Source organism: Thalassoglobus sp. JC818, from assembly GCF_040717535.1.
Lineage (GTDB): Bacteria > Planctomycetota > Planctomycetia > Planctomycetales > Planctomycetaceae > Thalassoglobus.
On sequence record NZ_JBFEFI010000015.1, the window covers coordinates 46,387 to 65,472 of the forward strand.

The window sequence follows — 19,086 nt, forward strand, 5'->3', positions numbered from 1 at the left end:
ATCACTCGAATATGCGACAAAGGGACCCTTGTAAAACCTTACCAAGCATTGAGCGCGTTCTCAACCTCCACCAGCTTGCCGTAAGAGGCGCTCTGTGAAGCTCTGACGGTCGGGCAAGCAACGCAGATTGCTAAATCGAAGCGTGAATCGCGGCAGGTGAAGGTGATGCCCCTGGCATAGCTCTGGGAACTCGCTTCTCAGGTGCTTGCAGCCCCGTGTGAACCGACTTTGACCGGTTCGTGCGGGGCTTTTCTCGTTTCGGGGCCGGTGGTCGGTCCTGTGTTCGATTTCACTAACTCGGAGGAACAAGCCTTGTCGCACATTGTTTCGATTCAGACAGAAGTCCGTGATCCCGTCGCCATTCGGTCGGCGTGTGATCGACTCAAGCTGCCGGAGCCAGTCTTCGGCAAAGCGAAGCTGTTCAGCAGCTCGGCAACGGGCTGGGCGGTGCAGTTGCCGGAGTGGCGGTATCCCGTCGTGGCCGACGTCAACACCGGCAAGCTCGCCTACGACAACTACAACGGTCGTTGGGGCGAGCAGAAACAGCTCGACCGGTTCCTCCAGGGCTATGCAGTGGAGAAGGCGAAGATCGAGGCTCGCAAGAAGGGCCACTCGATCATCGAGCAGCCACTGGAAGATGGCTCGATCAGGTTGACGGTGAGCGTCGGAGGTGCTGCATGAGCAAGACCATCGAAATCACCGTCCTGCCCAATGGTCAGACCAAAGTGGAAACCAAGGGCTTCGTCGGTACTGAGTGTCGACAGGCCAGTCAGTTCATTGAGAAGGCACTGGGGCAGCAGACGGACGAAGTCCTCAAGGCTGAGTTTCATCAATCGGCCTCGCGTCAGCAGTCGGTGCAGGAAGGAGGCTGACCGTGACCAACGTCCGCCGCCGTGTTCTGCGCCCGCAAAGCTCTGACGCGGAATCCCGTCGCCGCCAGCGAAGGCTTCAAAAGAAACAGGATCAACTCACTAAAGAGCGTGAATCCCTCAAGCGCTGGATGTCGCGTCTCAAGCGAGCCTTCCACGCCATGGAGAAGCTGCAAACCAAGATCGCTCGACTCGAACGACAAGTTGAGCAGCTTGAAGCCGAACAATCGGTGACCGCTCCCGAATAGCCGTCCCCCATCATTTTTATTCACCACTCAACAGGAGTCCGTGTATGTCACTGACTGAACGGCTTGGGGAGTACGTGCGCGCGTGCTTCACGGGCATCTGGATTGAAAGCCACGAGCATCAGGATGCTCTGGTGGCCATCGCGCAGCTGTGTCGTCAGGAGGAATGGCGGCTCGCAACCTGGGATATTGAACAAGGATTGAAAGTCCCCGGCGTGGAGATCGAAGCCGCCGGGAACGACCCGTTGGCAGCCATTCGCGCCGTCAACTCACTGGTCACGCCGGATGGAACGGCGGTATTGGTACTCCAGAACTTTCACCGGTTCCTGCAATCGGCAGAGATCGTTCAGGCGATCGCTCAGCAGATTGTCGCTGGTAAGCAGAACCGGACGATTCTCGTGGTTCTCGCGCCCGTCGTGCAGTTGCCGATCGAACTCGAAAAGCTGTTTGTTGTCATCGAGCATGAGTTGCCCGACCGTGAACAACTTGGCGAGATCGCTCGCGGGATCGCGACCGAAGACTCCGAACTGCCGGATGGCCCGGAACTGGAAGCGGTTCTGGACGCAGCCGCCGGTTTGACTCGAATGGAAGCTGAGAACGCTTTCAGCCTGTCACTGGTTCGTCATAGTCGAGTGACGCCCGACGCAATCTGGGAACTGAAAACTCAGACGCTGAAGAAATCCGGTTCACTCGAACTGCATCGCGGTCAGGATGACTTCAGCAGCCTAGGCGGACTATCAGCGTTGAAGTCCTTCTGCAAACGGGCACTGCTGCAACCAAGCCGGGGAGATAAGCGACGCCGACCGCGAGGCGTGCTGTTGCTGTCACCACCCGGATGTGGCAAATCGCAGTTCTGCAAAGCCCTCGGCAAGGAAGTCGGCAGGCCGGTGCTGATTCTGGATGTCGGTAGTCTGATGGGATCGCTCGTCGGGCAGTCGGAGGAACGAACTCGCCAGGCATTGCACATTGTCGATGCGATGGCTCCTTGTGTGTTGATGATCGACGAAGTCGAGAAAGCATTCGCCGGTGTGAACGGCAACGGTGACTCGGGCGTGTCGTCACGGATGTTCGGGACGTTTCTAAGCTGGCTCAACGATCATTCGTCCGACGTCTTCGTCGTCTGCACGGCAAACGATGTTTCCAGGCTCCCACCGGAGTTCGGTCGTAGCGAGCGGTTTGATGGGATCTTCTTTCTCGACCTTCCTGGTCGCCAGGAGAAGGATGCGATCTGGAACATCTACCTGACGTTGTTCGAGATCGACCGCGACCAGCGGATGCCCGACGACAGCGACTGGACCGGCGCGGAGATCAAAGCCTGTTGCCGCCTGTCGGCACTGCTCGATGTCCCATTGGTTCAAGCCGCTCAGAACGTCGTGCCCATCGCGATGACTGCCAACGAAAGCGTAGACCGCTTACGAAACTGGGCCAGCGGTCGTTGCCTGTCGGCGAATCAGCCTGGCATCTACGAGCCCGGCAAGGCGTCGAAGCAACGTCGTCGCGTGAGCCGCGATCCATCCAACAACTGACCCGGCTCATGGAGTCAATTTCCATTCACTGAAAGAGGTTATATGTCCAACAAGGAGAAGCATTGGTACCAGGACGGAGGAACTGTCCTCACGATTGTTGTCATGCTGACTCTCCTCATGATCTGGGGAAGTCGGTTCTGGCAACACGAGAATGAACAGCAAAAAGCTCCCGCGATTGCCCTGAATGCAGGTCGCCTGGATGTTTCGCCTGACGGCGAGCCCGTTTTGCATCTGAGGTTCTGGCATGTTTATCCGGGCGTCCTGAGGAATGGACGGCTGACGGTCATAGTCGACTACCCCGAAACCAAAAGCGGCGAAGGTTTGCGCATTCACGCGTTCGATACCTGGGAACCGAATGACGACCACACCGTCACCTGGGACGTACCGCTACCCGGATACGACCTCAAACAACGTGTTCCTGTTCGTGTCCGGCTGGAAGCCGAGAATGCCCGCACGTTTGCCTACACCCAGGTATGGCTCGGAACTGGGTGGGTCGAAGATGAGGTGAGCATTTCCGAGTGATTTCAATCACATCCCAATTTGGCATTCGACGCCGCTCAGTCTTCGCAGGCTGAGTGGCGTTTTCATTTCAGTAACCAACCAAAGGAGAACTCAGTGAGCACCGTGCTTGAGAGCAATAACGACACACAACACATCCAAACACAACTTGCGGCTCGACGGATGCGAGCCACCATGGCGGCGATCAAAGTGGTCTTCACCTGGCTCGGGACGACAAAGACGCTGTCCACCGATCAGAAGATCGTCGCAGCAGATGTCTTCGGTGCGGATGGTGCTTCCATCAGTGCTTCCAAACGCCTGCTCGACCCCAAACATCCGGCGCTGGCGGCCGTGACGAAGATCAAAGGACGGGTGACCAAGTTCTGGAAGGAGAATAGCCTGCCGTTTCCAGAAGGAGGTATCCGGCTGATCCGTCACGACCAAATTGCCGAGTTTGACGAAACTCTCAATGGCTTCCGTTCCGAACTTGATGACGCCGTTGTAGAACTCGAACGGCACTACGATGAGATGCGATCGGCGGCTCGTGAACGGCTGGGCTCGTTGTTCAACGCCAGCGATTATCCGGCGACGTTGATTGGTGCGTTTGGCATTGAGCATTCGTTTCCGGCGGTCGAAGCTCCAGAGTATCTACGTGAGCTGAACCCTGAAGTTTACCGCCAGGAATGCGACCGTGTTCAGGCTCGATTCACCGAAGCCGTCGAGCAGGCCGAGCAGATGTTCTTCGAGCAACTTGCTGGTCTTGTTGATCATCTGGTCGAACGCATGTCCGGCACGGAAGACGGCAAGCCAAAGACGTTCCGCGATACCACTGTGGATAATCTGAACGAGTTCTTTGCTCGGTTCCGCCAGTTGAATATTGGCGGCAACGCTGATCTTGAGGAACTTGTGGAACGTGCCGAGTCGATCGTCAGCGGCGTGGAGCCTCAGCAGTTGCGGGACAACGCGTCCCTGCGGCAGCACATCGCCACGCAGATGTCGACCGTGCAAGCCAATCTCGACGGTCTCCTCGTTGATCGTCCTCGCCGGAAGATTCAGCGACGGCCACGTTGAAGGAGGTCTACGTGCAACTACTCATCGAACCTACCGGCAACTGTCGCTGTGTCTACTCGGAAGCGATTGATGTCCAGCAGATCGGCGAAGCGAGCATCCGCCGTGGTTCGCATGTTGAACCAACGGCGGATGGTCAATGGGCCGCTGATCTCTCACCCGTCAACGGTCCGGTTCTTAGTCCGTTCTCAACGCGCTCCGAGGCACTCGACGCTGAAGTGGAATGGTTGCTCGAACACTGGCTGACGCCTGGCGAGTAACAACAACCTGATCTCAGCTTCGCAGAGTGCGGGGCGGCTGTATCTCAACGGCCGCCCAGTGTTGGGCGGTCGTTCTACCTTTTTCCAGGAAATGAACAAATGACCCAACGAGAAATTGATGATGCCGTCTGCGTGGCGACTGGTGACACACTGTGCGACGTTCGCCGCATCGGATTCAGCATCGCGGACCCGCTGGAAGTAAATTTTGACCCCGAGCCTGACGACTTACCTCCCAACATTATCGACTGGGATCAGCTTGAACTGGAACGCAACTATGCCGTGTATCCCATGCGTCGCGATCGCCGACGTTGGGCTGCCTGATGGCAGCAGGCAACGATCCCAAACGCCGACAACTCGATGAGTTCTATGCGAGCTACACCGTGTTTGTCGGCCTGCTTTGCTTTGCCGCATTCTTTCTGTTTGGTTGGGAGACCATCCTCACTTGGATTTTCTTCCGGTCCGGAATGCGGCTCTTTCATGACGTGATGACCGATTCGCCGGTGTCACGTCCACCACCAACCCAACACAAGAGGAGGTGCCGTGATTGAACTCACCCGCAAACAGATTCATCTCATCCGCTCAACGATTCGGCAGGCCCTTGGAATCACCTCAGCGCGTCGGGCACCGATTGTCACGTTTCGAGCAACTCCAGTCGGGCTGCTGATTCAGTCCTTCTCGGACAACATCGCGGTTGAACATCGCATCGAAGGCGACTTCCGTCCCGACGCCATCACATTGCCCTACGAAGCACTGCAAGCCTGCGAAGGCAAGCGGAACGACCAAGTCAGTATCCAGCAAGATGGTGAGACGATCACCGTCCAGTGGCTCGATGGCGGCATTCCTCAAACTGCTCAGTACAGCCATGCCGAGCCGGTCCAAGTCCCCGAATCACCACCAAAACTCACAGGCATCGACCGCGAGTTTATTCCGGCGATGGCGGAAGCTGTGGCGACGACCGACAACGAATCGTCGCGTTTCGCACTGAGTTGCGTTCGACTGCGCGGCTCGGACGGCCAGATTGCCGCCACGGACGGACGTCAGGCATTGATGCACTCGGGGTTCGCATTCTCCTGGGATGACGATGTTCTGGTTCCCGGCACGAAGGCATTCAGCTCTCAAGCCTTCAGCAATGCAGCCGAAGTGTCGATTGGGCGTTCCGACGAATGGGTTTCGATCCAGGCAGATAGTTGGACGCTGCATCTGAAGATCGGGAAGGACGCTCGATTTCCCAACATGGACGATCATGTTCCGGCTGTCCATGCCGCGATATCCACAATGATCCTCGCCGATACGGATGCCGAGTTCCTGACTCAAGCCTCCCGAAAACTCCCGGCTGCATCCGAGTTCAATGCGCCGGTTACTGTTGATCTCAATGGATCGGTTGCGATCCGAGCCAAGAGTGCGGACCAGGACGTCGGCACCGAATTCGTCCTCAGCAACTCGCAACGCTCGGGCGAAGAAATGCGATTCAACACGAATCGCGATTATCTCCGCCGGGCGGCGTCGCTGGGGTTTCGACAGATTCATCTGCGTACAGCGGAAGCCCCCGCATTTTGTCGTGACGACCGTCGCTCATACATCTGGGCATTGCTCGGAAAAGACGGCGCGATCACTCCAGACGCAAAGCTCACTCGCATCGAGTCGCCATGCGATTCACCAAAACCATCTCCACAAAGAAGGACCACAATCCCCATGCCAAACACGACACGTTCCACATCGCCCCGACCCCGCGCCGAGAAACCTGCCAGCGTGCTAGCAAAGGCCGAGGCCCTGCGTGATTCGTTGAGCCAGGCGCTGACTGACACTCGCGGATTGATCTCAGCCATCAAAGCCAAGCGGAAGCAGAACCGGCTCGTCGAATCGACGCTCCGTTCACTCAAGCAACTGGAGAAAATCGGCGCGTAGTCGTCACCAATCATCGCAACACCAGCATGGCCCGGCTTCATCCACGGATGATGCCGGGCTGTTTTCTTACCCACCAATGAGGAGGCATCCATATGCCCGTACAGATCAACATCGGCCTCAACAAGAAGGTTGGCGAGGCCAACTACGGCAGTCGCGGCGCGTCGGTCAATCTGGAAGTAGAACTCGATTCGGGAATCATTGAGGACCCGGATCGCTTGCGAAGCCAGATCCACAAACTGTTCGGACTGGCTCGTGATTCGCTCAATGCCGAACTGCATCAAGATGACAACAATTACTCCACCAATGGGCATCACCGAAACGGTAATGGCCAGACGAATGGCAACGGTTACTCGCAGCGTGCAAACGGAAACCGTTCCTCGAACGGTCGCGGGGCAACCCAAAGTCAGGTGCGAGCAATCAAGGCCATCGCCGGTCGTGGTCGGATTGACCTCGGGCCACAGTTGGATCGGTTTGGGGTTCGCAAAGCGGAGGACCTCGACATCGCTCAGGCATCCGAACTGATCGACGAGTTGAGGGGCCAGTCGACGGGAAGCGGGAGCAGCCGATGATCGCCTCTGCCAACTTCTCCAACGGGGTGAACAACGAACGGTCCATGCAACTGACTGGTCGAAACTATCTCAGCGTGAGTGCTGTGAAACAATTCCTGCGTTGTCCGCTGTCCTACCGCTTCAAATACATCGACCGTATTCCCGAGGAGACAGTCTCCTCTGCGCTCGCGTTTGGTCGCGGCATTCACGCATCGCTCGAACTCTGGTTCACTGCTCAGCTCGAAGGTCAGCCCGAACCGACGTTAGAAGAATTACTGGTCATGTTCTGGGACGAATGGAAAGCCTGCGAGCAGAAGACATCCATCCGTCTCGGCAAGAATGAGGACATCACCAAAATTGCCGACATGGCTCAGCGGATGATCGCTGCATTCATCGCAAGTAGCGCGGCTCATCCCGCTGGTCAAGTTGTTGGCATCGAGGAGGAGTTGCGAGCAGCGCTGCTGGTTGACGCTCCTGATGTTTTGGGCAGACTCGATCTGGTCATTGAAGCGCCCGATGCGTTCATCGTCATCGACTTCAAGACGGCCAAATCGAAATGGAGCGACGCCCAACGCCAGGACGCGGAATTGCAAGCCATCGTCTACAAGGAGCTCGTCAGTCAGATCGCGGGTGACAAACCGGTTCGAGTCGAGTTCATTGCCCTCACGAAGACCAAAGCGCCTTCGGTGGCCATCGAGTCCGCCGCCATCACAGACGGCGCAATTCGTCATGGCAAAGCCATCATGTCCGCCGCCTGGCAGGCCATTCAGAACGGCAACTTCTATCCGTCCCCGTCCATCACCGCCTGTCCAAGTTGTCCCTATCGCAAACAGTGTGACGCCTGGCAGGGTTGAAGCTCTTGGATACAAATCACTCCAACAAGCGAACAAAGGAACACCCACCATGGAAACCGTCGTAACTCTCGCCGTTGCCGTTGGCATCGGCTACTGGGCCTACTCAGCCGGAAAACGAAATGGCTCGAAGGCCGCTTTCAAAGTTGGCTGGCGTCGCGGCCGAGCATACCGAAACCGTCGAGCCTGACTTCACATCTACTGCCCCCGAAGTTCACCGCCGCCGTCCGGGGCAACTCGGACGGCGGCTTTGGCTTTATCTTTAGCTATCAGACGCACCTCCCAGCCAATGATACTTTGGCCTACCCGTTGCACGTTGTGATTCCAGCAAGTTTGAACCTGGCGCTAAGCCAGCCTGAATGAAACAGTGTTTCGACGGCTCCTGACCCTGCGGTCGGGCAAGCGGCTCGCGTTAGCGCGGAACAAGCCGCAGAAGTCACTTCGCGTGAATCGTGCTCGCACGGCTCGGGAGTCATCAGGCCAATTTGGCATTTGCGAAGAAGGCACAAGGGGTCTGAGTTGATGCAGGGTGAGTAATGGCTCGCGAGAAACGCAGTGATGTTTACCAGCGAGTTACGAAGTCGCGGCGCCCATTGGAAGCCGATTTGGGGGTAGGCGACCTCATGCTGAGTGCGTCATTCAACGCAGCCCCCGCGCCGCAAGCGATGTGTTCGTCATCGCTTATGACCATGAACGCGTGTTGGCGGTCGCGAGGCGCGACAGAGCGAATAGCCCTTCAAACCACCAGCTCAAATGCCTCGAAGCGCTCAAAACCGCCGCTCCCTGGTGGTTCAGAAACCAACATTTGCTGATCGGGGGCATGCCCGATTTGCACAAGGCCCCGTGTAATCGAGAGGTACTTGGACACCGCGCGACGTCGCCTTCTCACCGGTCAACTCCAGCGATGAGCCAATTTGCGGGTAATCTGCTACTGGGCTGCAAACTGGGCGTAAGACGGGGCTCTCGTTGCTTACTTGTCAAAATCCTCAGTTGAAACGAATGAAACAATCGGGCCGCGACCACGTTGACGGTTGACTTGAATCAAACCGGATTCCTCCAGCGCTCGCAGGCCACGGTAAACCGCGAATCGACTCAGCCCGTACGATTCGATGACTTTCGGTGTGAGAAGAATGTGCCGCGTTCGTTCCAGCCGAAAGCTCTGTATGACCAAGATCACACCCGTAATCAACGCGGTTTTTCCTGGGACCCCGATTGCTCGTCGCAAAAAACTGAGATGCCAACTCGGATGGCCAAGGGAGTCCTTGCCGGCGTCAGCAGATGTGCCCGCCGACGCACAACTTTGGATAATAGAAACCATTTTCTGCTCCTACGATTCCGAACTGGTTGGTGAGTCGATGACCGACAGGCGTATGACCCGCTTCGGTTCGAGCTGGTTCTTCAGCCGCTGGGTCTCCTCGGGACCGATGACTGCGGAAAGGCTCTCAAACGAAAAGCTCCGCTGCTCTGTCTCGGTGGCTTCGAGTGACAGCTCGCCAGCGACTACCGGGGCTCCATTCAGGTATTTGTCTCGCACGCGCTGACGCAACTTCTCGTACTCGCGAAGGTGCCGTTGAAGTATCTTGAGGCGTTCAAGTTCCTCCTGCGTGACACAGGCGGCTCGTGCTGCGGTGGGCAGAACTCCTCGCAGCCAAAAGTCGTTGATCTCTCGCGGAGTCAGTTCACTCATTGCATATCTCCAACCAACATTGTTCTCGACATGGTACGGGCCGTTCTTGCTTGTCCTGCAATCCTGAAACCCCATGAGATGCAGTGTTTACGGCTCGAACGAGTTGTTTCGTATATCGTTGTTCTTCTTTCATTTATTGAACCTCTGATACAAACACTTACCCTTCGAGAAAAGAAAGAGAAGCAGCGCTATACGAAACAACCATCTGTCCACGTAACCTGTTTTCCGAAAGCATGTTAGGATATTTCACTCAATCCCTGCGGCCCGTACCATGCGAGTTCTCAACTCCTCGTCGCGAGATGACTTCCTCAATTCGGCATGGCGGTCGATGACAAGCTGCCGCACATCTTCTGGCATATCGAAAGAAGGCCGCTTCCAAGAGTCGGTCAAAAACGCGGTGCGTTCCTCACAATCCACCTCCTGGATGAAGGTCCCTCCCGGTCGAAACCTTACAACGGCAAGCGAAGTTTCATCGTCCGCAAATGGCTCAGTACAACGAATTTGAAACATTCCGTTCTGGGCGTGGTTTCCCAATACGAATGCAGTGTCAATCCACTTGTCCAACTCGTAGTAGTCCATCGCGTCCTTGTGTGTCAGATCCGCACGTGGTTTGTTTGTTGCCACTCCTCCCCAAAGCTGATGTCCGATCCAAATAGGACAACCAAGAGCTTCCGCGAAATCTCGGCACTCTCGTAGCAAACTGGTGGTCATCGAGATGCTGTCTCGAGTCGTGGCGTGCTTTGCGCCGATTCTCCCCTGGATGAGCGAGGGCACATCGTCGATCGTGAGTCCGACTAATGTTCCACACCCAATTTGTTGCAAGATGTGATCGACAGCGACATGTGCTGGACTCCCCCAACTTGCGACCGGCAGACTGTTCGCATCCACGAGACAGAAACCATTATCAACCATGTAGGTTGCCGTCTCCAACCGTTGTCGCACATCACCACAACCGTCAACCGCATCGAGTCTCCCTTCACTCGCCGCAGAGAAGGGCAAGTCTGCAAGGCAACACGTTAGCCGAGTTTTCAGCTCCTTGAGTGATGACTGAGAAGCAACGTAGGCCCATCGTCCTTCAGACTTTTGGCTTGATGATTTGAGGTGCTGTTTCCCACCCTCAGCTGCAATCATAGAAGCGAGAGTCGTAATCCCAGTTCCTGTTGCGCCAAGAATGGCATGCACACCGTTGCGTTTGTGGCCAACCGGAATAGCGCGATCCAGGAAGCTAATCCCGGAGAATTGAGTGTTGAAATCCTGCATTTGTTCTCTTCTTCTAGTTTTCTTGACGGATCATTTGGGAGACTCGCCTTGCTTGGCGGTCAGATATGGGAACTGCGTTCACTCCCGCAAGACGCTTGATTTCAGATCGTCCAGGCCATCGCCCGTGGGAGCGTTGGTAGGACTGGAATTGTGTCCATAGTTGCTCACGAATTGAGCTTGCCCTGGTATCTGCTTCGTTTGCACGAATCTGGTTGGCTTGTCGTAGCACCTCTCGCTTGCGAAACGCGCCTCTGCGCTCGCTCGCAGGCGTCAACGGATTCGTCACAGGTGCCTGGCGAGTCCCGTACCACTCGCCCCACGGAGAGAATAGCCGTGTCCCTTTGGTTGCTGACGAAAACTCGTGCCATTGATCAGCATTCGCCAAGTGCCATTGCTGGTACGCGAACAGGCCCTCGTAGCCGTCTCTCATCTCTGAAACCCGATTGCCCGGTGGCTCACCAAAAATGAGCGAACGCAATGGGTCTCGTGAACAGAATGCTCCAATACGCACCGCTGGTGCCTCGCCGATAATGCTCAAATCTTCCAGCAGGTTTTCTTCATCAATGTTGCCATCGTCCACGACAAATTTTGCGCTAAACAGATCGAGAGGTACCTGAAAGAGGACCGACGCACGAATGGAATAGCCCAGCATGCAATCGCTCTCGCTATTGAAATTGTCGAGTCTTGGCTTTGCCTTGCACCGAGGCCCAATCTGGATTGAAAATATGCCTGCATTTGCGCCGTAGGATTCAGCACAATTACGCAAACGCCTGGAGAAAGCACGCCTGACTTGCGGCACTATCGTGCTGCCGTGAGAAAAAAGACTGGTGACGTCGTGGGTTACGCTGGCGAGAACAAGTATCGACGATCGGACGCTTGGCATTGTCAGCAGCGAGCTGTAAGCCTCCTCTGCCGCTCTTGCGAGGCAGAAGGGACACGCCTTGTTATGCCGACAAGGCCGGAACACTCGCCGCTGGCGAGATTGCCGAGCCAGAAAGAAATTTGGGCAGCAATCCATCATCTCTTTCGCTGTTCGCGATGACGTTTCCGAGTCAGATCTTGAGAGTCGGAGCAGGGCGAGATAATGGAAGAATAAGAACGATCGAGCCCTGGCGATTCCGCTTCGATTGCGTTCCGACCATTCGATTGTGTCGTGAAAGAAAGCTGGATGGCGGTTCTTGACAAGTTTGCGATAGGCCCAATTTCTTCGATCTCGCTGAACCGCACCGAGCACCAGATCGCGGCGAGCCCAGTCCATCGGACGGTTACCAAACGCCTCAGGCTCCCACGAGCAAGCGAGTCGACGGGCTCGCCCACCGTCCTCGTCAAACCAATTCCCATGCCGTTCGCCGAGATCATCGTATTCAAAGTCAATCACCACAGATGTCCTTTGTCGTTGAATGGTTCATTTTGCGATGCTTCGATGTGAAGCCTCACGCTTGGGTGCGGGAGACGAGGTTGATGGCCGTTTCCCCAAGCTAGGTCTTGCTCAAGCTCGAATCTCATATTGCTCGTCAAGCACCCTAACTCTGAAAAATGAGCCGAGACGGGCTGTCGTCAGACAATGCAGGCCAGTTCTTCTTGTCGATCACTTGACCACTCTCACGCACAACGATACCATGCAATGGTATCATCCGGTTTCATTTGAATCAAGGGATCAATCATGGCTAGAAAAAAAGTTGGGACTGCACAGCTTTCGGCAAGCGCCCAGAAGATCGCTGAACTTGTCGAAACTCGATCAGGCGGTAACCAGCGTGAATTTGCCCGACTCGTTGGATGCGCTCAGCCGGTTGTCTCTCGAATCCTCAATGGGAAGCAGGAGCCCGGCCGCGATTTGCTCGAACGCATCGCGAAACTTGAAAATGTGGACCGCGATGAATTGATCGCGACGCTCGAATCCCAAGGAGAGATCGACAGGGCTTCACGAACTCAAGTCCCGATCGCCAGCACGCTTCTCGATGGACATCCAGCGAGTCGCCAGGAGCTACTCACAATCAACACAGTGGCTGTTTCTCCGACAGTATTCCGTGCATCGCTCTATGCCATTCCTGCACGAGCGTGCGAACCGGCGTTTAGTAATCCGTCAGAGCGGATGCGAGCAGATGACCTGATCGTCATTGAGTCATCTGTTGAACGGCTGCGGAGTAATCTCCAAGCACTGAACGGAAAGCTCTGCGTCGTGTTCAGTGAAGGGCGAAGCGGAAACACAATCACCCTACGACGAGTGTGGATTTCATTTGACGATTCATCAAATGACTGGGTAATCCAAACCTGTCCTGACTCAAAGCTCAAAAGCTACCTCGACAAGAAAATCGACGGAAAACGCCTTCGGTCGATTCAACTCGATCCTCCCGAGGACAAACCTGCGGAGAAGCAGTTCGCAGAAGAAGCCGTCGACATCGATAACATTGTCGGCATAGCCATAGAGCTCATACGAAACCTGTGACCCAGCCCATTGCAGGACTGGCTCAAATTTTCCGTCATCGCTGCCAGGGAGTGTGGTATGGCGGGCTCACTCGATGGAGCTCCCAAATGTCTAAAAACAAACGTAAGCATGAATGGACGGCAGAGCTGGTGCCCTATGGGACGCTTGCCCCGAATCCAAAACATCCGCACTTCAACAAGACGGCCAAACAGCGACTTGAATTGATCGTCGCAGTGATGCGATCTGCACTCATGGACTGGCTCCAGGAACACCCTGGCTTTGTTCTGCGAGCAGGCAATCTTGCAAGCGAAGTCATGTGTGCCTGACGCTCCAGTCGCCGCACTAGCATTCCCAAGATCCACACTGAAAGGAACAACATGAACAAGAAATCCCGAAAAGCGAAATCAACTCAAATCATCCGCAAATGTGCTCTGTACGGTCGGGTCTCAACTCAACGTCAAGCCATGGTCGAAGACGGAGGACTCGATACGCAATTCTCATGCATGGACGCTGCCATCAAGTTTGAGAACGAAAAAGATAACGACGAGGTATGGGAAGTCGTTGACCGCTACCGCGAAGAAGGACGGTCAGGAAAGGATCTCGATCGCCCCGAGTTCCAACGTATGATGGCAGACATCCATGCCGGAAGAGTCGACACGGTGATTGTCTATAAGATTGATCGCATCACTCGATCGCTTCGTGACTTCTTCACCCTCTGGGAAACTTTTGAGACGAACAATGTTCAATTTGTGAGTCTCCATGAGAAATTCGACACAACGACCGCAGTCGGCCGGGCCATGTTGAAACTCATCCTCGTCTTCGCAGAACTCGAACGCGAACAAACAGCTGAACGAACGGCCGCTGTCATGCAGCATCGCGCCGAACAGGGGTTGTGGAATGGTGGTAGCATCCCACTTGGTTACGATCTCGACCCCGACGAGAAGGGAGTTCTGAAGATCAATGAGGAACAGAAAGAGATTTTGATCAATGATTTCTTCAAGAAATGCGTTGAACTTGGCTCCGGCAGCAGCGTTCTCCAACATCTCAAGGAGCAGGGGATTGTCCGGCCTCGCAGTGTTACCAAAAAGGGAAAGCCGAAAGGTGGTGGCCGCTACTACAAGCAAGCAGTCATCAATATCCTGACAGACCAAGTTTATCTGGGAAAGGTCGAGCACAAAGGAGAGATCTACGACGGCAAGCACGACGCGATCGTACCAGAGGATTTGTTCATGCAAGTCCAGGACATCATCAAACGGAATGGGGATACCTGCACAAACACAAAAGCTCAGACTGAGCACGTGTATCTGTTGAAGGGGCTGGTCAGGTGCGGAAAGTGTGGCAGCCTGATGACTCCAAAATCGTGTTCAGGTCGAAACAAGACTCGCAACTTCTACTATGTCTGTAATCTCAGGGAACGCAGCAGAAGGACGGAGTGTGACGCTGCTTACCTGCCAGCAGATACCGTCGAGAACTTCGTTGTTGACCAGATCAGTGCGTGGGCGCAGAACCGCTCTGAAATCGAAATCGCCGTCGAGGCTGCCAGCAAATATCAGGGCGAGGAGGTCGCTGCGATCACGAGCGAGATCAATGCCGTGCGTGCTCAGCTTCGCGAAAAGCAAAGTGCGCTCAGCAACCTGATGTCGGCGATCGAAGCAGGTGCAGACTTCAAAACGCTCGGAGAGCGGATCATCACCCTAGAAAAAGACAAAGCGGCTGCCCAAGAACGTATCAACCGTCTTGAGTTGGAGCGAGCGGACCGAGAAAAACAGTCTCTTTCTGCCGAGGTGGCAGCTGAAACCTACTGCGACTTCCCGTTCATCGTCAACCGGCTGCGAGAAATGGGGGACCTGCACGGTCTTCGTGAATTGCTGTCGTGCTACATCGCCGCCATCGACGTCCACCAGCAGGAGGACGATCCGAGCAGCGGTCTCATGGAGATCATGCTGTTCGAGGAAGAAATCCCCGGCTGGGAAGCAACCGCGCATCAAAAAACGCTCGCAGAACAGCCGTTAGACGGCCGGAACTCCGAGCGTATGAATCAGCTCCCCGAGTAGGACTCGAACCTACAACCTACGGATTAACAGTCCGGCGCTCTACCAATTGAGCTATCGGGGAAGACGCGGGAACTTTATGAAATGAGTGAGTGTCCTGCAAGCCAACTTTCGAGATCGGGGGGCTGAGGCATTTCTGAGAGTTTGATAGGTGACGTTGGATTGTTTTCCTGCTATTGAACGTCATTTCGTTTCCGAGATCTGTTTTACCGCAACCTCTTTCTGGACAACACTTAGCAACCGGTCACTTCACCCGCCCAGATGGTCGCATCAGGTGGAAAAAAATCGCTTTTTCGCTGTTCCTTCGGTTTGCAACCGCTGGGAATTTGATGGGGTGCGACCGGAAAAGTTTTGTTCAATTGCGGATTTGCTGATCCGTGGCGGAAGAGAACAGCCATTCCTGTCAGGTAACCCGGTATTCTACTGGTCTGCATAGTTGGGAATTGAGGCTTTTCGCGACACTCTTGCGTATTGGAGATCGAGATTTGGTTGCTTGAGTCGAACCTGACCGGTGGTGAAATTCAGCCACTGTTGGGGTTGAGTCACGGGCGATTTCGTCCTCCGCATGGTCGTCCTCCGTTTGTGGGGTTCTGACATCACGCTCACTGAAGGAGAGGGGCGATTGCATAGCGCCTGCACAACTGATTTCTGGTGATCACAATCCACTTCACGTCGATCCTGTGGCGAGCCGCCGGTTGCTGTTCGGTGGCCCTGTTGTGCATGGAATTCACTCGGTTCTCTGGGTGCTCGATCGTGCGCTGCAAGATGAGTCATTGCTATGTGAGATCACCCGCTTGCGGGCGATGTTCCACAAACCACTGCTGGTGGGTGACGAAGTCGCTGTGGCGATTGAGAGAAGTTCCGACTCGATTCAGGCAGAACTGGTGAGCAACGGCGCAGTTGCGTTGACGATGAAGGTCGAGACCGGCAGCCCTCGCAATCAGAAGCGATGTTTACCGAAGAATGAGATTCCGGAGCGAGTAGTCCCAACGGAACTCGAAGACGAGAAAATTGCGACGACGACTGGGGTCATGGATTTGTACCTGCAAGAGGAATTGGCTCTCAAACTCTTTCCAAAGCTGGCAACTCTCATCCCTTCGGATCAACTTTCAACTGTCGTGACTTGTTCAAGGCTTGTGGGTGGAGAATGTCCCGGAATGCATTCTGTATTCGCTGAACTGCAACTTACCTTTGATCGCGAGTCCGAAGAACCTCTCTTGAAGTACGCAGTGAAGCGGTACAACGCAGCGATCGGAATGGTTTCGATGGAGCTTGAGGGTCCGGGATGCCACGGAGACATTCGAGCATTTCGAAGACCTTCTCCCAAGCAGCAACCTTCGATCTCTGAAATCGCGAAACTTGTCACCAAAGATGAGTTTACAAACCAGCGAGCACTTGTAATCGGAGGATCCCGAGGGATGGGAGAGATCGCGGTCAAGATGCTGGCTGCAGGTGGAGCTGATGTTTCATTCACGTACAACATGGGCGAAGAAGATGCTGTTCGAATCTGCGACGACGCTGAGAGTGCAGGCGTCCGAGTTCGTAGATTCCAGTACAACGTTCTGTCCGCCGATGATCAGTCGGCAACCTTTGAGGATGCTGACTATCGAGCCACGCACATTTATTACTTCGCAACCCCATTCGTGTTTGGCGGGAACAAAGGGGTGTTCGTCAACGAGTTGTTCGACAAATTTTGCCGCTTCTATGTGAATGGCTTTGTGACTGCTCTAGAACGTTTTCGAGAAACCGAAAAGTGTGCGATCCTTTACCCGTCGACCGTGGCCATCGACGAACTGCCGGTCAATATGGGTGAATACGTGGCAGCCAAGACAGCTGGCGAGGCGCTGGTCAGCTTTCTTGTTAAGTCTGATCGGAGTCTGAGCATCCACTGCCCTCGCCTACCACGAGTGGCCACCGACCAGACAGTCAGCCTTGTTCCGGTCAAGAATGGCGATCCGGTTGAAATCCTCTTGAAGGAAATTCGATTGCTGCAAGCTCTTGAAACGAGTCGCTAACGAACTTCAACAAGTTAGACCCTGAGGCGTTCGGAATCCTCACCAGCCGCCGGGTTGACTCGTGGCTTGGACTTGGGTTTCGTCGTACCAGGATCTCAATTGGTCGAGCATTTCTTCGACCTTTTCGGGGTGTTCATGACTTTCGTCAGTCGTTTCTCCGGGGTCGCTCTTCAGGTGATAGAGTTCCGGTTTCGGGTTTTCGAATGACCCCGGTCTGGCCTTGGGATGATTCACGACAAGTTTCCAGTCTCCTGATCTCATCGCTTCACTGCGACTACCCGAATTTGAAAGAGATGCCCAAAAGAGAGGACGCGGCGGGATGGTTCCTTGATCAATGACCACGTCTCGAAAACTGACTCCATCAAAGGTGGCGTCGACAGCGACTTCTGCGATGTCGAGCAAAGTTGGAGCGACGTCGATACTGATAATTGGAACTTCCGATGATGTTCCAGCCGGAATCTTTCCTGGCCACCATGCAATGGCTGGGACTTTATGTCCTCCCTCGTAGACAGAGCCTTTGCGTCCTCGGAAATCGTCGGTATCCGGCCAATCGCCAGCGGGACCGTTATCGGAGAAGAACAGGACGAACGTATTCTGAGCGATCTTTAGTTCTAAGAGGGTCTCTCTCAGCTGTCCGATTCCTTCATCAAGAGGAAGAGTCATCCCCTTGTATTTTTCAACGCGTTCTTCCGGCGTGTGATCTTGCCATTTCCAGCGGTCCCAATGATCGATTGTGCGTCGCACGGGATCACCCGGAACTTGAACAGGGTTGTGAATCGCCTCATGAGCAACGTAAAGGCAAAACGGCTGATCAGAGTTGGCGTGTTGACGAATAAATTTGTCGACGTACGAATTAATTAAATGCGTCGTGTAGCCTTCTTCTTGAGTTTCGACTCGATCGTGCCACCAGTCGTGCCGATAGTGATCGCCAACATGGCTGACGAAGTCTATGTTTCCGCTGTGATATCCAACGAATTCATCGAAGCCGTGATTCTGCGGGTGATAGTCAACTGAGTTCTGTGGATACCCTTGATGCCACTTTCCGATGAGTCCGGTGACATAACCTGATTCCTTGAGATATTCGGCGAAAGTTGTTTCGCTCAGTTGTAACCCTTTGCGGTGTTCCGGGTGATTGTGATCGGGATGGATGACTGCTTCGATGCCGGTTCGTTGCTGATAAAGCCCGGTCAACAACCCAGCCCGAGTGGGAGAACAAACAGTACCCGAAGAATGAAAGTCCACCAGACGCATCCCTTCAGCGGCCAGTCGATCTATTTCTGGAGTCTTGAACAGTGGGTTTCCGAAACAGCTCACACCTTCGTAGCCCATATCGTCTGCCATCACGATGACGAAGTTTGGGCGTGATGACTGAGCGAAGCCGACCTGATTCCATATCGTGAAATTCGCAAAGAGAATGAGAAACAATCTGAGTGAATTCCGCATCATCTGTGCTGATTCACGGAAGCCGAGTCTTTTCGCAATTGGCATCAGATTCCCGCCTTGAACATTGAACGCTTTTGTTGGTGTTCGCCTGTGAAGACAACTCAACTTGGGGGCTCCGAATCATGCAGGCTGCAGCCACTTATGCGAGTTGCGTCCTTCGAAGCAGAGGTGCGACGAGTTGGATTCACTATTGCACGGTATCGTTGAGTTCAGAGCATTGCCACCAAACGAGGCAATGTCGAACCTCGGCACTCGTTCGCTGGCTTTGCGTCAGACGCCAATAAGAACCATGATTAGCAATAATCGACACGCATCTTGTATTCGAGAGTTCTTCACCCCGAATGACTTGGTCAACAGCGAGCTAGATAATGAGATTATAAACGAGCGCTAAGCGAATTAACTAGCGACGAACTAAAGCGAGTTTCAGTTGCCTTA

At 54.6% G+C, this 19,086-nt stretch carries 23 protein-coding genes and 1 tRNA gene; 17 read left to right on the forward strand and 7 right to left on the reverse strand.

The window, feature by feature from the left end:
- The first annotated feature begins 312 nt into the window (after positions 1-312).
- The 13 genes from AB1L42_RS22665 to AB1L42_RS22725 all read left to right on the forward strand — a co-directional run bounded on the left by AB1L42_RS22665 (position 313) and on the right by AB1L42_RS22725 (position 7,960).
- Positions 313-681, forward strand: a complete 369-nt coding sequence (locus AB1L42_RS22665; protein WP_367062038.1) for a DUF1257 domain-containing protein — start codon at positions 313-315, stop codon at positions 679-681.
- Positions 678-872 carry a DUF2997 domain-containing protein gene (locus tag AB1L42_RS22670; protein ID WP_367062041.1) on the forward strand — a complete coding sequence of 65 codons (195 nt, stop codon included), beginning with the start codon at positions 678-680 and terminating at the stop codon, positions 870-872. Before AB1L42_RS22665 ends, AB1L42_RS22670 begins: the two co-directional genes overlap by 4 nt.
- 2 nt (positions 873-874) lie before the next feature.
- Complete coding sequence (locus tag AB1L42_RS22675) at positions 875-1,117, forward strand: hypothetical protein (protein WP_367062044.1); 243 nt, start codon at positions 875-877, stop codon at positions 1,115-1,117.
- 44 nt (positions 1,118-1,161) lie between these two features.
- Positions 1,162-2,640, forward strand: a complete 1,479-nt coding sequence (locus AB1L42_RS22680) for an AAA family ATPase (RefSeq protein ID WP_367062047.1) — start codon at positions 1,162-1,164, stop codon at positions 2,638-2,640.
- Between the two features lie 42 nt (positions 2,641-2,682).
- Positions 2,683-3,162: a hypothetical protein gene (locus tag AB1L42_RS22685; protein ID WP_367062050.1), complete on the forward strand. Its 480-nt coding sequence runs from the start codon at positions 2,683-2,685 to the stop codon at positions 3,160-3,162.
- A 171-nt stretch (positions 3,163-3,333) separates the two neighbouring features.
- Complete coding sequence (locus AB1L42_RS22690) at positions 3,334-4,209, forward strand: hypothetical protein (RefSeq protein ID WP_367062053.1); 876 nt, start codon at positions 3,334-3,336, stop codon at positions 4,207-4,209.
- Positions 4,210-4,220: 11 nt separating this feature from the next.
- Positions 4,221-4,466 (forward strand): hypothetical protein, encoded by a 246-nt coding sequence (locus AB1L42_RS22695; protein WP_367062056.1) that lies wholly within the window; start codon positions 4,221-4,223, stop codon positions 4,464-4,466.
- A 99-nt stretch (positions 4,467-4,565) separates the two neighbouring features.
- Positions 4,566-4,787 carry a hypothetical protein gene (locus tag AB1L42_RS22700; RefSeq protein WP_367062059.1) on the forward strand — a complete coding sequence of 74 codons (222 nt, stop codon included), beginning with the start codon at positions 4,566-4,568 and terminating at the stop codon, positions 4,785-4,787.
- Complete coding sequence (locus AB1L42_RS22705; protein ID WP_367062062.1) at positions 4,787-5,014, forward strand: hypothetical protein; 228 nt, start codon at positions 4,787-4,789, stop codon at positions 5,012-5,014. The genes AB1L42_RS22700 and AB1L42_RS22705 overlap by 1 nt, the downstream gene beginning before the upstream one ends.
- Entirely contained in the window at positions 5,007-6,371 is a 1,365-nt protein-coding gene (locus tag AB1L42_RS22710; protein ID WP_367062065.1) for a hypothetical protein, read from the forward strand. The genes AB1L42_RS22705 and AB1L42_RS22710 overlap by 8 nt, the downstream gene beginning before the upstream one ends.
- A 92-nt stretch (positions 6,372-6,463) precedes the next feature.
- Complete coding sequence (locus AB1L42_RS22715; RefSeq protein WP_367062068.1) at positions 6,464-6,940, forward strand: hypothetical protein; 477 nt, start codon at positions 6,464-6,466, stop codon at positions 6,938-6,940.
- Entirely contained in the window at positions 6,937-7,773 is an 837-nt protein-coding gene (locus AB1L42_RS22720; RefSeq protein WP_367062071.1) for a PD-(D/E)XK nuclease family protein, read from the forward strand. Before AB1L42_RS22715 ends, AB1L42_RS22720 begins: the two co-directional genes overlap by 4 nt.
- Before the next feature lie 49 nt (positions 7,774-7,822).
- Positions 7,823-7,960: a hypothetical protein gene (locus tag AB1L42_RS22725; RefSeq protein WP_367062074.1), complete on the forward strand. Its 138-nt coding sequence runs from the start codon at positions 7,823-7,825 to the stop codon at positions 7,958-7,960.
- Between the two features lie 780 nt (positions 7,961-8,740).
- Here AB1L42_RS22725 and AB1L42_RS22730 read toward each other — a convergent pair.
- From AB1L42_RS22730 to AB1L42_RS22745, 4 genes are all read right to left on the reverse strand, one after another.
- Positions 8,741-9,088 carry a hypothetical protein gene (locus AB1L42_RS22730; protein WP_367062077.1) on the reverse strand — a complete coding sequence of 116 codons (348 nt, stop codon included), beginning with the start codon at positions 9,086-9,088 and terminating at the stop codon, positions 8,741-8,743.
- Between the two features lie 9 nt (positions 9,089-9,097).
- Complete coding sequence (locus AB1L42_RS22735) at positions 9,098-9,457, reverse strand: hypothetical protein (RefSeq protein ID WP_367062080.1); 360 nt, start codon at positions 9,455-9,457, stop codon at positions 9,098-9,100.
- Positions 9,458-9,703: 246 nt separating this feature from the next.
- Positions 9,704-10,717, reverse strand: a complete 1,014-nt coding sequence (locus AB1L42_RS22740) for a hypothetical protein (protein ID WP_367062083.1) — start codon at positions 10,715-10,717, stop codon at positions 9,704-9,706.
- Positions 10,718-10,730: 13 nt separating this feature from the next.
- The gene (locus AB1L42_RS22745) at positions 10,731-11,369 is read right to left on the reverse strand and encodes a hypothetical protein (RefSeq protein ID WP_367062086.1); all 639 of its coding nucleotides are present in this window, start codon (positions 11,367-11,369) and stop codon (positions 10,731-10,733) included.
- Positions 11,370-12,380: 1,011 nt separating this feature from the next.
- On the opposite strand from AB1L42_RS22745, the gene AB1L42_RS22750 reads away from it, so the two are divergent.
- The 3 genes from AB1L42_RS22750 to AB1L42_RS22760 all read left to right on the forward strand — a co-directional run bounded on the left by AB1L42_RS22750 (position 12,381) and on the right by AB1L42_RS22760 (position 15,196).
- Positions 12,381-13,163 carry a helix-turn-helix transcriptional regulator gene (locus tag AB1L42_RS22750; protein ID WP_367062089.1) on the forward strand — a complete coding sequence of 261 codons (783 nt, stop codon included), beginning with the start codon at positions 12,381-12,383 and terminating at the stop codon, positions 13,161-13,163.
- Positions 13,164-13,249: 86 nt separating this feature from the next.
- Complete coding sequence (locus AB1L42_RS22755; RefSeq protein WP_367062092.1) at positions 13,250-13,468, forward strand: hypothetical protein; 219 nt, start codon at positions 13,250-13,252, stop codon at positions 13,466-13,468.
- Between the two features lie 51 nt (positions 13,469-13,519).
- Positions 13,520-15,196, forward strand: a complete 1,677-nt coding sequence (locus AB1L42_RS22760; RefSeq protein WP_367062095.1) for a recombinase family protein — start codon at positions 13,520-13,522, stop codon at positions 15,194-15,196.
- Here AB1L42_RS22760 and AB1L42_RS22765 read toward each other — a convergent pair.
- Positions 15,185-15,257 (reverse strand) — tRNA-Asn (locus AB1L42_RS22765). The two genes, AB1L42_RS22760 and AB1L42_RS22765, sit on opposite strands and share 12 nt — an antisense overlap.
- Positions 15,258-15,613: 356 nt before the next feature.
- Positions 15,614-15,760, reverse strand: a complete 147-nt coding sequence (locus tag AB1L42_RS22770; RefSeq protein ID WP_367062098.1) for a hypothetical protein — start codon at positions 15,758-15,760, stop codon at positions 15,614-15,616.
- Between the two features lie 77 nt (positions 15,761-15,837).
- Here AB1L42_RS22770 and AB1L42_RS22775 point away from each other — a divergent pair, with 77 nt between their 5' ends.
- Positions 15,838-17,208, forward strand: a complete 1,371-nt coding sequence (locus AB1L42_RS22775) for an SDR family NAD(P)-dependent oxidoreductase (protein WP_367062104.1) — start codon at positions 15,838-15,840, stop codon at positions 17,206-17,208.
- 39 nt (positions 17,209-17,247) lie between these two features.
- Here the strand turns inward: AB1L42_RS22775 and AB1L42_RS22780 are convergent, their stop codons facing one another.
- Positions 17,248-18,696: a sulfatase-like hydrolase/transferase gene (locus AB1L42_RS22780; protein ID WP_367062101.1), complete on the reverse strand. Its 1,449-nt coding sequence runs from the start codon at positions 18,694-18,696 to the stop codon at positions 17,248-17,250.
- Positions 18,697-19,086 lie beyond the last annotated feature (390 nt).

What these genes read in the sequence shown, in the direction of transcription:
- AB1L42_RS22670 (WP_367062041.1), top strand. Translation starts at nt 678, where the DNA reads ATGAGCAAGACCATCGAAATCACCGTCCTGCCCAATGGTCAGACCAAA.
- AB1L42_RS22680 (WP_367062047.1), top strand. Translation starts at nt 1,162, where the DNA reads ATGTCACTGACTGAACGGCTTGGGGAGTACGTGCGCGCGTGCTTCACG.
- AB1L42_RS22685 (WP_367062050.1), top strand. Translation starts at nt 2,683, where the DNA reads ATGTCCAACAAGGAGAAGCATTGGTACCAGGACGGAGGAACTGTCCTC.
- AB1L42_RS22690 (WP_367062053.1), top strand. Translation starts at nt 3,334, where the DNA reads ATGGCGGCGATCAAAGTGGTCTTCACCTGGCTCGGGACGACAAAGACG.
- AB1L42_RS22700 (WP_367062059.1), top strand. Translation starts at nt 4,566, where the DNA reads ATGACCCAACGAGAAATTGATGATGCCGTCTGCGTGGCGACTGGTGAC.
- AB1L42_RS22705 (WP_367062062.1), top strand. Translation starts at nt 4,787, where the DNA reads ATGGCAGCAGGCAACGATCCCAAACGCCGACAACTCGATGAGTTCTAT.
- AB1L42_RS22715 (WP_367062068.1), top strand. Translation starts at nt 6,464, where the DNA reads ATGCCCGTACAGATCAACATCGGCCTCAACAAGAAGGTTGGCGAGGCC.
- AB1L42_RS22720 (WP_367062071.1), top strand. Translation starts at nt 6,937, where the DNA reads ATGATCGCCTCTGCCAACTTCTCCAACGGGGTGAACAACGAACGGTCC.
- AB1L42_RS22725 (WP_367062074.1), top strand. Translation starts at nt 7,823, where the DNA reads ATGGAAACCGTCGTAACTCTCGCCGTTGCCGTTGGCATCGGCTACTGG.
- AB1L42_RS22730 (WP_367062077.1), bottom strand. Translation starts at nt 9,088, where the DNA reads ATGGTTTCTATTATCCAAAGTTGTGCGTCGGCGGGCACATCTGCTGAC.
- AB1L42_RS22735 (WP_367062080.1), bottom strand. Translation starts at nt 9,457, where the DNA reads ATGAGTGAACTGACTCCGCGAGAGATCAACGACTTTTGGCTGCGAGGA.
- AB1L42_RS22740 (WP_367062083.1), bottom strand. Translation starts at nt 10,717, where the DNA reads ATGCAGGATTTCAACACTCAATTCTCCGGGATTAGCTTCCTGGATCGC.
- AB1L42_RS22745 (WP_367062086.1), bottom strand. Translation starts at nt 11,369, where the DNA reads ATGCTGGGCTATTCCATTCGTGCGTCGGTCCTCTTTCAGGTACCTCTC.
- AB1L42_RS22750 (WP_367062089.1), top strand. Translation starts at nt 12,381, where the DNA reads ATGGCTAGAAAAAAAGTTGGGACTGCACAGCTTTCGGCAAGCGCCCAG.
- AB1L42_RS22755 (WP_367062092.1), top strand. Translation starts at nt 13,250, where the DNA reads ATGTCTAAAAACAAACGTAAGCATGAATGGACGGCAGAGCTGGTGCCC.
- AB1L42_RS22760 (WP_367062095.1), top strand. Translation starts at nt 13,520, where the DNA reads ATGAACAAGAAATCCCGAAAAGCGAAATCAACTCAAATCATCCGCAAA.
- AB1L42_RS22770 (WP_367062098.1), bottom strand. Translation starts at nt 15,760, where the DNA reads ATGCGGAGGACGAAATCGCCCGTGACTCAACCCCAACAGTGGCTGAAT.
- AB1L42_RS22780 (WP_367062101.1), bottom strand. Translation starts at nt 18,696, where the DNA reads ATGCCAATTGCGAAAAGACTCGGCTTCCGTGAATCAGCACAGATGATG.